General features: G+C 66.9%; 10 protein-coding genes and 1 riboswitch. Of the genes, 8 read left to right on the top strand and 2 right to left on the bottom strand.

The window, feature by feature from the left end:
* The first annotated feature begins 198 nt into the window (after positions 1-198).
* From hmgA to AB4850_RS12515, 7 genes are all read left to right on the top strand, one after another.
* The gene (hmgA, locus tag AB4850_RS12545; RefSeq protein WP_414440127.1) at positions 199-1,536 is read left to right on the top strand and encodes a homogentisate 1,2-dioxygenase; all 1,338 of its coding nucleotides are present in this window, start codon (positions 199-201) and stop codon (positions 1,534-1,536) included.
* Positions 1,533-2,888 carry a fumarylacetoacetase gene (gene fahA / locus AB4850_RS12540; RefSeq protein ID WP_414440126.1) on the top strand — a complete coding sequence of 452 codons (1,356 nt, stop codon included), beginning with the start codon at positions 1,533-1,535 and terminating at the stop codon, positions 2,886-2,888. The genes hmgA and fahA overlap by 4 nt, the downstream gene beginning before the upstream one ends.
* Positions 2,881-3,552: a maleylacetoacetate isomerase gene (maiA, locus tag AB4850_RS12535; RefSeq protein WP_414440125.1), complete on the top strand. Its 672-nt coding sequence runs from the start codon at positions 2,881-2,883 to the stop codon at positions 3,550-3,552. The genes fahA and maiA overlap by 8 nt, the downstream gene beginning before the upstream one ends.
* A gap of 231 nt (positions 3,553-3,783) precedes the next feature.
* On the top strand, positions 3,784-4,641 hold the full coding sequence (locus AB4850_RS12530) for an NmrA family NAD(P)-binding protein (RefSeq protein ID WP_414440124.1): 858 nt from the start codon (positions 3,784-3,786) through the stop codon (positions 4,639-4,641).
* A 62-nt stretch (positions 4,642-4,703) separates the two neighbouring features.
* Positions 4,704-5,474: an SDR family NAD(P)-dependent oxidoreductase gene (locus tag AB4850_RS12525; RefSeq protein ID WP_414440123.1), complete on the top strand. Its 771-nt coding sequence runs from the start codon at positions 4,704-4,706 to the stop codon at positions 5,472-5,474.
* 86 nt (positions 5,475-5,560) lie between these two features.
* Positions 5,561-5,667, top strand: a riboswitch (yybP-ykoY riboswitch).
* 141 nt (positions 5,668-5,808) lie between these two features.
* Positions 5,809-6,801, top strand: coding sequence for a sodium:calcium antiporter (locus AB4850_RS12520; protein WP_414440122.1), 993 nt, complete (start codon positions 5,809-5,811; stop codon positions 6,799-6,801).
* Positions 6,802-6,897: 96 nt separating this feature from the next.
* The gene (locus tag AB4850_RS12515) at positions 6,898-7,395 is read left to right on the top strand and encodes a hypothetical protein (RefSeq protein WP_414440121.1); all 498 of its coding nucleotides are present in this window, start codon (positions 6,898-6,900) and stop codon (positions 7,393-7,395) included.
* A 27-nt stretch (positions 7,396-7,422) separates the two neighbouring features.
* On the opposite strand, the gene AB4850_RS12510 is transcribed toward AB4850_RS12515, so the two are convergent.
* Both AB4850_RS12510 and AB4850_RS12505 read right to left on the bottom strand, forming a co-directional pair.
* Positions 7,423-8,520 carry an alpha/beta hydrolase gene (locus AB4850_RS12510; RefSeq protein ID WP_414440120.1) on the bottom strand — a complete coding sequence of 366 codons (1,098 nt, stop codon included), beginning with the start codon at positions 8,518-8,520 and terminating at the stop codon, positions 7,423-7,425.
* 107 nt (positions 8,521-8,627) lie between these two features.
* Entirely contained in the window at positions 8,628-9,344 is a 717-nt protein-coding gene (locus AB4850_RS12505; protein WP_414440119.1) for a flavin reductase family protein, read from the bottom strand.
* A gap of 203 nt (positions 9,345-9,547) precedes the next feature.
* On the opposite strand from AB4850_RS12505, the gene AB4850_RS12500 reads away from it, so the two are divergent.
* Positions 9,548-11,965, top strand: coding sequence for a TonB-dependent receptor (locus AB4850_RS12500; protein WP_414440118.1), 2,418 nt, complete (start codon positions 9,548-9,550; stop codon positions 11,963-11,965).
* The last annotated feature ends 6 nt before the right edge of the window (positions 11,966-11,971 follow it).

Genomic DNA, 11,971 nt, shown 5'->3' with positions numbered 1-11,971 from the left:
CGTCTTTCCCATTCTTCCCGCGCGCTTCGCGCCACGGCTCGCGCACGTCCATTGCTCCTCGTTCACGAGGCGATGCCGCCATGCGTCCACCCACCGTCTACGGGTAAACGCAGATTAATTTATGCGTAATGAGTTATACAATGCGTAAAAATTTGCTGAGGCGAGCGCATGTGCGTGTCGCCGGACCGGAGATCGAACATGACCTTGGACTTGAGCCGACCGGGCGAAACCGGTTACCAGCCCGGCTTCGCGAACCACTTCGCGACCGAGGCGCTGCCGGGCGCGCTGCCCGAGGGGCGCAACTCGCCGCAGCGCGCGCCGTACGGCCTGTATGCCGAGCAGTTGTCGGGCACGGCGTTCACCGCGCCGCGCGCCCACAACCGTCGTAGCTGGCTGTACCGGATTCGCCCGGCCGCCGTGCATCTGCCGTTCGAGCCGCTGGAGCGTGCGCGTGCGCTCGTCTCGGAGTTCGCGGCCGATTCGGCCGACGTGCCGCCCACGCCGCCGAACCAGTTGCGTTGGGACCCATTGCCGATGCCGGCCGAGCCGACCGATTTCATCGACGGCTGGGTGACGATGGCCGGCAACGGCTCGGCCGCCGCGATGAACGGCTGCGCGATCCACGTGTACGCCGCGAACCGCTCGATGCAGGACCGCTTCTTCTACAGCGCCGACGGCGAGCTGCTGATCGTGCCGCAGCAGGGCCGCCTGTTCATCGCCACCGAGCTGGGCCGGATCGACGTCGAGCCGCAGCAGGTCGCGCTGATTCCGCGCGGCGTGCGCTTCACCGTGGTGCTGCCGGACGGCGAGGCGCGCGGTTATATCTGCGAGAACTTCGGGCAGGCGCTGCAATTGCCCGACCTCGGCCCGATCGGCTCGAACGGCCTGGCCAACCCGCGCGATTTCGAAACGCCGCACGCCGCCTACGAGGATCGCGAAGGCGCATTCGAACTGGTGGCCAAGCTCAACGGCCGGCTCTGGCGCGCGAAGATCGGCCATTCGCCGCTCGACGTGGTGGCCTGGCACGGCAACTACGCGCCGTGCCGCTACGACCTGCGCCGCTTCAACACGATCGGCTCGATCAGCTTCGATCACCCCGATCCGTCGATCTTCCTGGTGCTGCAGGCGCCGAGCGACACGCCGGGCGTCGACACTCTCGATTTCGTGATCTTCCCGCCGCGTTGGCTGGCGGCCGAGGACACGTTCCGTCCGCCCTGGTTCCACCGCAACGTCGCGAGCGAGTTCATGGGCCTGGTGCACGGCGCGTACGACGCCAAGGCCGACGGCTTCGTGCCGGGCGGCGCGAGCCTGCACAACTGCATGTCGGGGCATGGGCCGGATGCGGGCACGTTCGAGAAAGCTTCGGCATCCGATACATCGACGCCGCACAAGGTGGGCGACACGATGGCCTTCATGTTCGAGACGCGCACGCTGATCCGCCCGACGCGCTTCGCGCTCGACACCTCGCAATTGCAGGCGAACTACTACCGCTGCTGGCAAGACCTCACGAAACACTTCAACCCGGAGCAACGATGACCGCCGTAACCGACCTCAACGACACGCTCGCGCCCTCGCTGCGCAGTTGGCTCGATTCGGCCAACGATGCCGGTTGCGATTTCCCGATCCAGAACCTGCCGTTCGGCATTTTCAGCGACGCGAAATCGGCGCAGCCCCGCGCGGGCGTGGCGCTCGGCGACGCGATCGTCGACCTGAGCGCGCTGGCGCAGGCCGGCCTGCTCGCGGTGCCCGGCGCGGATGCGCACACGGTGTTCGACGCGCCCGCGCTGAACGCCTTCATCGCGCTCGGCCGCGAGGCGTGGCGCGCGGTGCGCGTGCAACTGAGCGCGCTGTTCGAGCGCGACAACCCGCGGTTGCGCGACGACGCGGCGCTGCGCGAGCGCGTGCTGGCGCGCATGGATGGCGCGACGCTGCATCTGCCGGTCGAGATTCCGGGCTACACCGATTTCTATTCGTCGAAGGAACACGCCACCAACATCGGCTCGATGTTTCGTGATCCGAAGAATGCGCTGCTGCCGAACTGGTCGGAAATGCCGATCGGCTACAACGGCCGCGCGTCGTCGGTAGTGGTCAGCGGCACGCCGGTGCGGCGCCCGCTCGGCCAGTTGAAGCTGCCCGATCAGGAGCGTCCGGTGTTCGGCGCGTGCCGCCGGCTCGACATCGAACTCGAAACGGGCTTCGTGATCGGCCAGGCCACGGCGCTCGGCGAGCCGGTGGCCTGCGAGCAGGCCGAGTCGCACATCTTCGGCATGGTGCTGCTCAACGACTGGAGCGCGCGCGACATCCAGCAATGGGAATACGTGCCGCTCGGGCCGTTCAATTCGAAGACGTTCGCCACCACCATCTCGCCGTGGATCGTCACGCTCGACGCGCTGGAGCCGTTCCGCGTCGCGCAGCCGGAGCAGGAGCCCCAGCCGCTGCCGTACCTGCGCCACGCGGGCGAGCACGGCTTCGACATCCGCCTCGACGTGCTGCTGCAACCGGAAGGCGCGAGCGAGGCCACCGTCATCAGCCGCACCAACTTCCGGCACATGTACTGGACGATGGCGCAGCAGCTCGCGCATCACACCGTGTCGGGCTGCAACACGCGCGTGGGTGACCTGATGGGCTCGGGCACCATCAGCGGGCCGCAGAAGGATGCGTTCGGCAGCCTGCTGGAGCTGACCTGGGGCGGCAAGGAACCGCTCGCGCTGAACGGCGGCGGCACGCGCAGCTTCATCGAGGACGGCGATACGCTGACGCTGGCCGGCCACTGCCAGGGCGACGGCTACCGGATCGGCTTCGGGCCGTGCGTCGGCACGATCCTGCCGGCGCTCGCGGGCATTCCGGGCGGCATCGAACTGGCCGGCGGGGAGCGCCGCGATGGCTGATCTCACGCTGCATACGTATTTCCGCAGCTCGGCCTCGTATCGCGTGCGCATCGCGCTGAACCTGAAGGGGCTGGACGCCGCGCAGGCGCCCGTGCATCTGCTGCGCGGCGGCGGCGAGCAACTGGGCGAGGCCTATCGCGCGATCCATCCCGACGGCCTCGTGCCCGCGCTGGTCGACGGCGATGCGCCGCCGCTCGTGCAGTCGCTCGCCATCGTCGAGTATCTCGACGAGTGCTGGCCCGAGCCGCCGCTGCTGCCCGCCGCGCCGGCCGATCGCGCGTTCGTGCGCTCGGTGGCGTTGCAGGTGGCCTGCGAGATCCATCCGGTCAACAACCTGCGCGTGCTGGCGTATCTGAAGGGCACGCTCGGCGTGAGCGACGCGCAGAAAAGCGCGTGGTACGCGCACTGGATCGAGACGGGTTTCGCGTCGCTCGAACGGCGGCTCGCGGCCGATTCGCGCGTGGGCCGATGCGTGTTCGGCGACACGCCGGGGCTGGCCGACCTGTGCCTCGTGCCGCAAATCTGGAATGCGAAACGTTTTGCCGTGCCGCTCGATGCGTATCCCACGCTGATGCGCTTGTACGCGCACGCGTCGGCGTTGCCCGCGTTCGCCGCGGCCGAGCCGTCGGTGCAGCCCGATGCGGAGCCGCCGCCCGCGCGTTGACGGGCGATTCGCGGCAGCCTTGCCACGCGGCGCGATGCTTCGGCTCGCGCCGTTTTTACGTTTTACGGTTGCGGTTCTCCTCCACTCGTGACGCGGAGTCATCGATGTCCTGACGGCGCGGCCATTCGTCGGCGCGCGGACGCGGCGTACGCTTCGGTCGGTCGCATGCAGCACGCCTCGCGTGCCATGCGCTCCCAGGAAAAAACGTTCAGTGATCCGGAGGATTGAACCATGTATGCAGTGACTGGCATCAGCGGCAAGGTGGGTGGCGAAGTGGCGCGTACGCTGCTGGCGGCGGGGCAACCGGTGCGCGCCGTGCTGCGCGACGCGTCCAAGGCGGCGCGCTGGGCGGCGCTCGGTTGCGAGATCGCGATCGCCGAGATCGGCGACGCGGCCTCGATGACGCGCGCGTTCAGCGGCGCCACGGGCGTGTTCCTGATGACGCCGTCGAACTTCGATCCCGCGCCGGGCTTTCCGGATACGGTGGCGAACAGCGTGGCGGTGCGCGAGGCGATCGAAGCGACGCGGCCCGGCAAGGTGGTGTTTCTTTCGACGGTCGGCGCGCATGTCGAGGAGCCGAACCTGCTCAACAATTCGAAGCTGACCGAAGCGATGCTGCGCACGCTGAGCGTGCCGGTCGGCCTGTTGCGCGCGGGATGGTTCATGGAAAACGCGTCCTGGGATGTGGAGGCCGCGCGCGCGGGCGTGGTGCCGTCGTTCCTGCAGCCGCTCGATCACCCCATTCCGATGGTGGCGACGGCCGACATCGGCCGCCATGCCGCGAGCATGCTGCGCGAGCATTGGGACGGCGTGCGCATCGTCGAACTCGAAGGCCCGCGCCGCTACAGCGCCGACGACATCGGCGCCGGCTTCGCGGCCGCGCTCGGGCACGCGGTGCGGATGGAGCCGGTGCCGCGCGATACGTGGGACGCGCTGTTCCGCTCGCAGGGCATGCAGCATCCGCTGCCGCGCATGCGGATGGTGGACGGCTTCAACGAAGGCTGGATCGATTTCGAGGGTGCGGGTTGCGAGCATCGCGTGGGCGAAATCGAACTCGACACCGTGCTGGCGGGCCTGGTGGCGCGCTGAACCACGCGGCACGGCATCACTCGGAATCCGCTATGTTGAACGCCTTCGCTCAAGGAGCCGCCATGAAACGCATCTTCATCACCGGGTCGGCCGACGGGCTCGGCCTGATGGCCGCGCAATTGCTGGCCGAGCAGGGGCATCGCGTCGTGCTGCATGCCCGCAACGCTGTGCGTGCCGACGAGGCGCGCCGCCAATGCCCGGCCGCCGAGGCCGTGGTAACGGGCGATGTCGCCACGCTCGACGCGATGCGCGAGGTGGCCGCGCAGGCCAATGCGCTGGGCCGCTTCGACGCGGTGATCCACAACGTGGCCGTCGGCTATCGCGAGCCGCGCGTGGAGACCGCCGACGGCTTGCCGCATGTGTTCGCCGTCAACGTGCTGGCGCCGTATGTGCTCACCGCGCTGATGCAGCGCCCGCAGCGGCTCGTGTATCTGAGTTCGGGCATGCATCACGGCACGCGCGCCGCGCTCGACGATCTGGACTGGACGCGGCGGCGCTGGGCCGGTGCGCAGGCCTACGCGGAGAGCAAGCTCTACGACGCGCTGCTCGCCTTCGCGGTGGCGCGCCGTTGGCCCGAGGTGCTGTCGAACGCGCTGGAGCCGGGCTGGGTACCGACGCGCATGGGCGGCGCCGGCGCGCCCGACGATCTCGATCAGGCGCATCGCACGCAGGCGTGGCTGGCTGCCGGCGACGACGCGAACGCGCGCGTCAGCGGGCAGTATTTTTTCCATCGCAAGCTGCGCCGGCCCGATCCGGCCACGCACGATACCGCCTTGCAGGCCGCGCTGCTCGACGCGTGCGAGCGTTTGTCGGGCATTGCATTGCCCGATTGATTGCCGTGTTTTGTGAGGGCGGCGGGGCGATTGTTTAGTCCTGCCGCCTAAAAAATTTGGACTGTCACAATCATCGGCTAGAATAGCGGCCTGTCTTAGGGGAGTAGTCTGCTTTGCCGCCCCGGCAAAGCGCCGACGTCAACATAATTGACCTGAACCGGTCATGGCGTCGGCAGCCGTGTGTCCCACGGCCTGGCGAGACCTATGACGTTCCTTCCTCCCGGGCCGGGCTGGAAGGCAGCGTCATGGTTGCGTCGCCTGGCCCGTGGAGATAACAACAGATGTCCCTCAATCCCTCCTGCCGTGGTGTCGTCTTCGTTGCGGGGTACCCGCGATGATCCTGACGTTCGTCCTGTTGCTGGCCGCGGCCGGCATCATCTACTTTTCCTGCGAAACCTTCGTCAATGGCGTGGAATGGCTCGGCCAGAAGCTGAACCTGACGCAGACGGCCACCGGCACGATTCTCGCCGCGTTCGGCACCGCCTTGCCCGAGAGCGTCGTCACGCTGGTGGCCGTGGCGTTCGGCGATTCGCCGGCCACCAAGGAGATCGGCGTGGGCGCCGCGATCGGCGGGCCGCTCGCGCTGAGTACCGTGGCCTATGCCGTGGTCGGCGTCTCGCTGCTCGCGGTGGCGAAGCGCCTGGGCCGCGCGAGCGAGGTGCAGGCCAATACCGCGCAATTGCGCCGCGACCAGCTGTGGTTCCTGGCGATCTTCGTCGTGAAGATCGGCGTGGGCCTCGTGGTGTTCCAGTACAAGCCGCTGCTCGGCATCGGCTTTCTCGCGGCCTACGCGGTGTATTGCTGGCGCGAACTGACGGCCGACGGCGATGGGGGGGGCCATGGCGAACTCGAACCGCTGATGCTGCGTCCGCGCTCGGACAATCCGGCGCTCGGTTGGGTGCTGCTGCAGACGCTGGGCGCGCTCGTGGTGATCTTTGCCGCGTCGCATCTGTTCGTCAATCAGATCGAGGCGGTGGGGCCGTGGCTCGGCATGAGCCCGCAATTGACGGCGCTGCTGTTCAGCCCGATCGCCACCGAGCTGCCTGAAATCATGAACGCGGTGATCTGGGTGCGGCAGGGCAAGGAGCGGCTCGCGCTGGCCAACATCAGCGGCGCGATGATGATCCAGGCGACGATCCCCACCGCGTTCGGCGTGTTCTTCACGCCGTGGCATCTGGCGACGCCGTCGGTCCTGGCCGCGGTGATGACGGCCATCGCGATCATCTATCTGCAGTTCGTGTTTCGTGCCACGCACATCAATAGCCGCCGGCTGACCTGGGTCGGGGCGTTGTATGCGGTGTTTGCGGGCTTGTTGATCGTGATGTGATGGGGCGTGACGCCGGGTCGCCGCGCGCCGAGGGGGGCGGGCGGGGGCCTGGCGGCTCAAGTTCCCGTCACGCCAGAAAACCAGGGGGAGGCCACCATGATCGAATTGCTGGAACCGTTCTCTCGCCAAATGGCGGAGGACCTTCTCTCCGTCTTTCCGAATTGGCGCGAGCATATTTCTTTTATTTCGGAATCCGGAGAGAACCGCCTCAAGATCCAAGTACCGCCGCCCGTGGGATCGAACGGCGATTCGTTGGAGATTTATGTGCTGGACGATCAGGACGTGATGGTGTGCTACGCGTCAACGCATGGACATTTCTTCTCCGTGCTGGGCACTGAGGACGATCCGCACGGCGCGATCGAATTCATCCGGGAGATTCTCGATGAACGACGCGCCGTGGTTTCATACATCTGGCTCGGAGACGCGGCGACGCCAAATGGCTTTGTCGCCAGCGGCTCGGTTCCGGTGGGCCGGATACCGTCCGCCAATCATGAGTATTACTACACGACCTTGATACGCGTGCGTTCATGGAAGGGGACTTACGACGCGGAGTTCGATGCGCCGTATATCAAGGACAAACCGCAAGGCGATTGACGGTAAATCGCGCTACTCCCCATCCCCTCACCGCCGTTCCGAAACCGCATCACTACATCCCGGCTTGTCAAACAACGCCGCCATCCCGCAGGCCGACGCATATATCCGCCAGCTCGAATGCGCGACGCCGCGTGCTTCGATCACATGCTGACGCGTTTGCGGATCGAGCATGTGGATATAGGCGTCGTACGCCCGCCCGCGATCGTAGCGCGTGAGGCCTTGCGCGTCGGCCTCGCAGTTGTGTCCGACCGAGTCCTCGTCCGGCGAGTTGTCGGCGGTGCCGAGCAGGTACACGACGTCGCGCTGCAAATAGCGGGCTTGCGCCGCCTCGGCCGTGGCCGGCGCGCCCGCGTAGGGCGGCACGCCGGTGCGCAGCCCGTAGTTCCAGCGCTCGAACGTCGGGCATCGCTTCGCGTCGAACGGCGCGAACGCACCGTTGCCATCGGGGCGCACATCGGTGAAATACAGGTAGGTGGCGGGGTTGGCGACCACGTAGCGGATCGCGATCGGTTCGCCGCCGAGATCGGCCTCGCCTCGCCCGAGCGCCGCATAGCGCTGCACATACTGCCCGCCCGCCGAATGCCCGGCCAGCACGATCGAGCGCAGGTTCGGAAACAACGCCCGGTTGGCGAGGCGCTTGAAAATCTCGTCGACGACCTCGAATGAACTGATCGCGACCGGGCCGGTGGACAGCCGGGCGCGCGGCCAGTCATCTTCGCGCCAGCGGAGCATCGTGTCCGGCAGGTGATGCGCGGCGATATCCTTCGCCGTTAGAAATTGTGGGGTGATCAGCATCGCGTCGCGTGCGTCGGGGCCGGCGAGTCGGGCCGCGTGCTCGCCCGAGGCCAGATCGCGGCGCGGCCATCCCGGTATCACGATGACCGCGCGCGTGACGTCGGGCTGCGGCCGCGTCCAGTCGCGCGACACCGCGATCGGCACCTGCACCGCGCCGGACGGCGTGGCGAGTTCCAGCCGCTCGGGCTGCACGATCGGCACGGGGCTGTACACGACATCGCGTTCGCGCATGGCCGGCGCAGGAGCCGGCGTATCGGCCTGCGCCGCCACCGCCGACATCGCGGCCAACATCAGGGGCCATGCATAGATGAGTGTTCGTTGCAGACGCACGCGCCATCTCCTCGGTTTTCGTTGATCTTGTTCATCAGGAAACGAAGCGGGAGACGGTTGCGTTGACCGTGCGCGGCTCCCGAACCCCGGCCGAGATTTACGGCGTATTACACGCGTCGCGCTACCCGCTTCTCGCCCCGCGCCCGATCGACATCCGCGCTGCGATACATGCGTTCCGGAATCTCCCCGAGCCGCGACCCATGCACCTGCCGCTGCTGCAATCCATAGAACTTCTGAAAGTTCATGATGAGCGGCGACCAGCGGTCGGGATCGATGCGATTCGGGTCGCCGTCGACCAGCAGGTCGGGATGCACATGCACGCGGGTAATTCGGACTTCGAACAAGCTGATGAAGCCGCGCGTTTCGGGGTTGTCGTCGCCGATGCCATGCGTGGCCGCGAGCACGGCTTCGAGCTGGATCGGACATTCGAGCGCGCGCGGCGGCTTGACCGTTTCCGAGGCAATCGGCGTCATGCCGGCCCGCCCGAACTTGTCGGCCTCGTGTTCGTAGCCCATCGCGCGCCTGAATTCGGGCATCGGGTTGGAGCCGGTGGTGCGGGCGATCGCGTCGACGGCGCCCACTTCGGCCGGCGACGGCAGGTTCAGCACGCATTCGCCGGTGCGGATCAGGTTCTCGGGCGTTTTCGACGAGGCGGCGAGGCCGAGCACGGCGCGCCAGCCGAGCCAGAAGCACGACGACATCGGCGCGAGGTTCGCCGAGCCGTCTTCGTTCGAGGTGCTGATCAATACCACGGGCGTGCCGAGATAGAGGATGGACGGCTCGCTCGCAACGTGCGGGGCGATCGGTTCACGGGGAGAGTGCATGGCGATTCCTTTGGGGGGAGAAGAACAGTGCCCCCATCGTGACCGACACGAATGCGCCCGACGCCCCGATTCTTGCGCTCGCACTACGCCCTCGAAAATCCTTTCACGTTCATTTCGTTAGTCTTAACGAATCGTTGACATTCCCCTCCCTAGAATCCGTATCGCAAACAACAATCATTTGTATTTACAGAGAAAGGATAAGCATGTTGTCGTATCGGGGAAGGGGGAAGCGTCCGTCGGGGCTGCTGACGGGCATGCTGGGCGCGACGCTCGGCATCGCGATGATCTCGGGCGCTCAGGCCCAGGCGCAGGCGGTTGCGGAGCCGGGCGGTGCCACCGACACGGCGACGCCCACGGCCAAAGCCGCGCAATCGGCTCAACCCGCCACATCTCCCACCGCCGCGCTGCCGGCCGTTTCCGTGCACGAATCGCGTTCGTCCTACCAGACCGAATTCGTCCGCTCCGAGCAATTCACGCAACCGATCCTCGACATGGCGCAGAGCGTGGCCGTGATCCCGAAGAAGGTGCTCGACGAGCAGCAGGCCCAGAGCCTGCAGGAAGTCCTGCGCAACGTGCCGGGCATCACGTTCACGTCGGGCGAGGGCAATCTCGGCTGGGGCGACATGTTCACGATCCGGGGCTTTTCGTCCGAACAAAGCTTCACGGCGGACGGCATTCGCGATGCGGGCCTGGCGAGCCGCATGGACACCTTCAACACCGAGAGCGTCGAGGTGTTCAAGGGCACCGGCTCGATCGAATCGGGCGTGGCGGCGCCGGGCGGCAGCGTCAACCTGATCACCAAGGAAGCGCACCTGGGCGATGCCTATCATTTGCAGGGATCGCTTGGCAGTGCGAGCTATCGGCGCGTCACGGCCGACCTCAACAAGCAGCTCGATGACACCACGGCGCTGCGGCTGAACCTGATGCGCCACAGCAACGACGTCGACGGCCGGGCGGTCACGAACTACGACCGCTGGGGCGTGGCGGGCTCGCTGGCGATGGGGCTGGGCACGCCCACCACGGTCACGATCGACTACCTGCACCAGCACGACGACAACGTGCCCGACGGCGGCATTCCGATCCAGCGCGGCACGGGCGGCGCGCCGATGCCGGGCGTCGCGCGCAACGCCTGGTATGGCGACCCGAACCTGTACACGGACCGCACCGAAACCAACCGCGTGACGGTGAAGGCCGCGCACAACGTCAACGACAACGTGCGTATTTCCAACATCACGCGCTGGGAGCAGACGGACCGTGTGACGGTGCTCGCACCGGCCCGCTTCAACAGCACGGCCGGCACCTCGCTCGGCTACGTGGGCACCGGGCCGCTGATCACGAGCGCCTCGGGCGTGCAGTCGTACAGCGGCTACGCGCTCGATCCGAACATGAACGGGCTGGCCGTGATGCGCGGCAACAACTACGGCACCTCGAAGCGCTACGACATCGTTGCGAACGAAACCAACCTGAACCTGTCGTTCGACACGGGCCATATCCATCACGACGTGGTGGCGGGCGCGGAGTTCTATCACGAGCGCTACGGCGACCTCACACGCACCGTGCTCGGGCCGGCGACCAACCCGGTGATGTCGTTGAGCAATTCGTACGGCACCAGCATGGGCGCGGTGCCGACCGTGGAAAGCGGCGCGGGCGATTACTCGGCGGTGACGGACGGCGGCGTGTACTTGCGCGATACGGTCACGCTGACGCCGAAATGGATCGTCGACGGCGCGATTCGCTACGACCGCTTCTCGGTCAAGCAGGTGAACGGCGCGGCCAACGCGCATACCGTCGCGCGCAGCAACGACGGCGCCTGGAGCGGCCGCGCCGGCATCACCTACAAGCCGGTGCCGTTCGGCAGCCTGTATGCGTCGTACAGCCAGGCCACGCAGCCGTCGGCGGTGGGCGGCACCACCAACAACGTGATCTACGGCGACACCACCAGCCAGAGCGTCAAGCCGGCCACGGCCAAGACCTGGGAAGTGGGCACCAAGTGGGACCTGTTCGATCGCCGCCTGTCGCTCACGGGCGCGCTGTTCCGCACCGAACTGAGCGATTCGTGGGACTACGGCGACAGCACCACCACGGTGGTGCGCCAGTTGCCGCCGAAGCGCGTGGACGGTATCGAGCTGGGCATGTCCGGCAACATCACCGACAAATGGTCGGCGTTCGCGGGCTTCGCCGGCATGCGCGGGCGCATCACGAAGGGCGCGAACGAGGGCGCGCGGCCCGGCAACGTACCGAACGCCACGTTCAACCTGTGGACGTCGTACCAGCTCACGCCGAAGTTCGGCGTGAGCTACGGCGTGCAGTATGTCGGCACGCGCCGCTACACCGACAACGCCTATGTCGGCGGCCAGAACAACACCAGCAGCACGGTGAACGGCGCGAACGGCAAGCATCCGGTGTACGTGGCCGACAACGAGAAGGCCCCGGCGTTCTGGCTGCACTCGCTGGCCGCGCGCTACGACGTGAACAAGCATCTGACGGTCAGCCTCAACGTGCAGAATTTATTCAACAAGTTCTACTATTCGGCGATCGGCGCGTCGCTCGACGGTTATCAGATCTACGGCGTGCCCGGCGCGGGCCGCACGGTGCTGATGACGGCCGACGTGAAGTTCTAGGCATGG

It is taken from the genome of Burkholderia sp. 22PA0106, assembly GCF_047497155.1.
In the GTDB taxonomy this organism is placed as follows: domain Bacteria; phylum Pseudomonadota; class Gammaproteobacteria; order Burkholderiales; family Burkholderiaceae; genus Burkholderia.
The sequence above is the reverse complement of the archived record's forward strand: the minus strand, read 5'-3'. Positions and strand labels throughout refer to the sequence as shown.

Excerpts from the sequence above, each read along its gene's own strand:
- hmgA (WP_414440127.1), top strand. The coding sequence starts at position 199 with ATGACCTTGGACTTGAGCCGACCGGGCGAAACCGGTTACCAGCCCGGC.
- fahA (WP_414440126.1), top strand. The coding sequence starts at position 1,533 with ATGACCGCCGTAACCGACCTCAACGACACGCTCGCGCCCTCGCTGCGC.
- maiA (WP_414440125.1), top strand. The coding sequence starts at position 2,881 with ATGGCTGATCTCACGCTGCATACGTATTTCCGCAGCTCGGCCTCGTAT.
- AB4850_RS12530 (WP_414440124.1), top strand. The coding sequence starts at position 3,784 with ATGTATGCAGTGACTGGCATCAGCGGCAAGGTGGGTGGCGAAGTGGCG.
- AB4850_RS12525 (WP_414440123.1), top strand. The coding sequence starts at position 4,704 with ATGAAACGCATCTTCATCACCGGGTCGGCCGACGGGCTCGGCCTGATG.
- AB4850_RS12520 (WP_414440122.1), top strand. The coding sequence starts at position 5,809 with ATGATCCTGACGTTCGTCCTGTTGCTGGCCGCGGCCGGCATCATCTAC.
- AB4850_RS12515 (WP_414440121.1), top strand. The coding sequence starts at position 6,898 with ATGATCGAATTGCTGGAACCGTTCTCTCGCCAAATGGCGGAGGACCTT.
- AB4850_RS12505 (WP_414440119.1), bottom strand. The coding sequence starts at position 9,344 with ATGCACTCTCCCCGTGAACCGATCGCCCCGCACGTTGCGAGCGAGCCG.
- AB4850_RS12500 (WP_414440118.1), top strand. The coding sequence starts at position 9,548 with ATGTTGTCGTATCGGGGAAGGGGGAAGCGTCCGTCGGGGCTGCTGACG.